3 protein-coding genes and 1 pseudogene are annotated in these 1984 nt (G+C 47.0%); 1 reads left to right on the forward strand and 3 read right to left on the reverse strand.

Translation table 11 applies throughout. The annotated features are described in order from the left end of the window. Window positions 1–68 (forward strand): annotated as a pseudogene (locus ACTIE0_RS24035) (zinc ribbon domain-containing protein); the annotation flags it as partial. A 259-nt stretch (window positions 69–327) separates the two neighbouring features. On the opposite strand, the gene trpA reads toward ACTIE0_RS24035, so the two are convergent. From trpA to ndhL, 3 genes are read right to left on the reverse strand one after another with little or no spacing between them, the layout of a single operon-like run. Next, window positions 328–1149: a tryptophan synthase subunit alpha gene (gene trpA, locus ACTIE0_RS24040; RefSeq protein WP_006626077.1), complete on the reverse strand. Its 822-nt coding sequence runs from the start codon at window positions 1147–1149 to the stop codon at window positions 328–330. A gap of 30 nt (window positions 1150–1179) precedes the next feature. Further along, window positions 1180–1533 (reverse strand): DUF3007 family protein, encoded by a 354-nt coding sequence (locus ACTIE0_RS24045; RefSeq protein WP_006626076.1) that lies wholly within the window; start codon window positions 1531–1533, stop codon window positions 1180–1182. After that, window positions 1533–1748, reverse strand: coding sequence for an NAD(P)H-quinone oxidoreductase subunit L (gene ndhL, locus ACTIE0_RS24050; RefSeq protein WP_006626075.1), 216 nt, complete (start codon window positions 1746–1748; stop codon window positions 1533–1535). Before ndhL ends, ACTIE0_RS24045 begins: the two co-directional genes overlap by 1 nt. Window positions 1749–1984: the final 236 nt, after the last annotated feature.

Below are 1984 nucleotides of genomic sequence, written 5' to 3' on the forward strand. Positions count from 1 at the left end.
CTGTTACCTTAACGGGTAATAGTGCTATCGTCGCATTGTCCGGGAACAACCGGAAAAATGCCGCGTAAATGTATCAGATAAGTGTTTATGGGAACACTGCACTTCCGACCTTTTTCTTTGGCGGTAATTTAGAGCGAACGAGAAAAAGTGGGTAATTGCAACAGACCCCTTGCCGTTTGACAAGAAACCTGCCATGATCATAAGAGAAAGGCACATTACGAGGGTTTCAAAAGGCCGGAAGCTGAGTGTTTATGGGAGCACTACAACTTCTAGCCTTTTTCTTTTGGCGACATGGTGATGCTCTACTATTGGGGAGGTTTCTATGGATTAATCCTCATCAATAGCGGTTCTCAAACTCTGACAAAAAGTGGCGATCGCCTCTAACCCATGTTCTGGGGAAGCCGCCGCCAGTCGATTCACAAAAGCACTTCCCACAATCACAGCATCAGCCCCCCAGGAGCGAACTTGTTTGGCGTGTTCGAGTTGAGAAATACCAAACCCCACACCAATAGGCTTATCGGTGAGAGAGCGCATTTGTTTAAGTAAATCCTCAACCCGGGTCTGAACCTGCGATCGCATTCCGGTAACTCCGGTAACACTGACCAGGTAAATAAAACCCTGGGACTGACGAGCGATCGCCTCAATGCGATCGGGGGAACTGGTAGGAGCCACCAACAACACCAATTCAATCCCCTGTTCCTTAGCTGGATATAGGAGAATCTCAGCCTCTTCTAGGGGTAAATCTGGAACCACTAACCCCTTGACCCCAGCATCCTTAATCTGTGCGAGAAACTCAGGAATCCCCCGATACAGAATGGGATTGTAATAAGTAAATAAGATAATCGGAGCCTTGATAGTAGGGCTAACAGTTTTCAGCATCTCCAAAACCCCATCTAGTCGAGTTCCCCGATTTAAGGAACGGGTAGCAGCAGCTTGGATAACTGGACCATCAGCCAAGGGGTCAGAGTAGGGAACCCCTAACTCGATCAGGTCTGCTCCATTTTTATCTAAAACCTGGAGGGCTTTAGCGGTAGTATCTAAATCGGGATCTCCGGCTGTGATAAATGGAATCAGCGCACATTGGCGGCGATCGCCATTAGCTGGACTCTCAGAGCGCAACTTTTGGAAACATTCAGAAACTGAGATCATTTCAAACTCGAATATGTGGGGATAGTCCGGTTAGCTTTTTGATTGCTCATCTACAGACCCAGACTCCCGATGGACAGATTTTTGCTGTTTTTCTTGCTCAACTTCAGCCTGAAGTTGTTGGAGTTGTTCCGGTGTCATTTCCGCTATGCGCTTCTCAATCACCGCTTCCTCGTAATCTTTGAGCTGTTGATTATAGGTCATGGTCTGGGTGACGGCGCGCCATAGGTAGGTGAGTAGCCACAGGACTAACCCTCCCACCAAGATCGCCTGACTCCAAATTCCCGCCTTGCTACTATCAAAGCCTGATAACTGAAAAACCCAGTACAACAGACCTCCGGCTACAAAAATGCCAATCCCAATCCCAATTACATCAATTCGTCGCATTAGCTTTCAATTTGTCGGGGTTGGGGACGAAAATTTAGGAATGGTGACAGCAAAATCAGCCCTGGAAATAAAAAGAAAACCAGAAAGTACATCAGTAACCGCTCTACGGAACCAGCTACATACCAGCGACTTTTCAGGTAAAAGTACAAAGCCCCAGGAGCCACCACCAGGTAGGTTCCACCAAGAATAACATACAGTAACAGTGTAATCAGCATAGTTGGGTGATCCGACAATCCAACGACAGTCTTTATAATTAAACCGCGAAAAGTGACCAGTGACCAGTTTTGCTACGTCACCAATGACCAGCGATCGGGTCATAAATATTTGTAGGCGCGGGTTTACGCCGGGTATATGATATTACAGATAGGCTGCTGCTGCTCTATAAAACTTAAACAAAACCGGACATAGCCGGATATTGATGTTTATTTCTGGCTTCGTCCGGGACTGTCGG

It is taken from the genome of Limnospira sp., assembly GCF_051859755.1.
Taxonomy (GTDB): domain Bacteria; phylum Cyanobacteriota; class Cyanobacteriia; order Cyanobacteriales; family Microcoleaceae; genus Limnospira; species Limnospira fusiformis.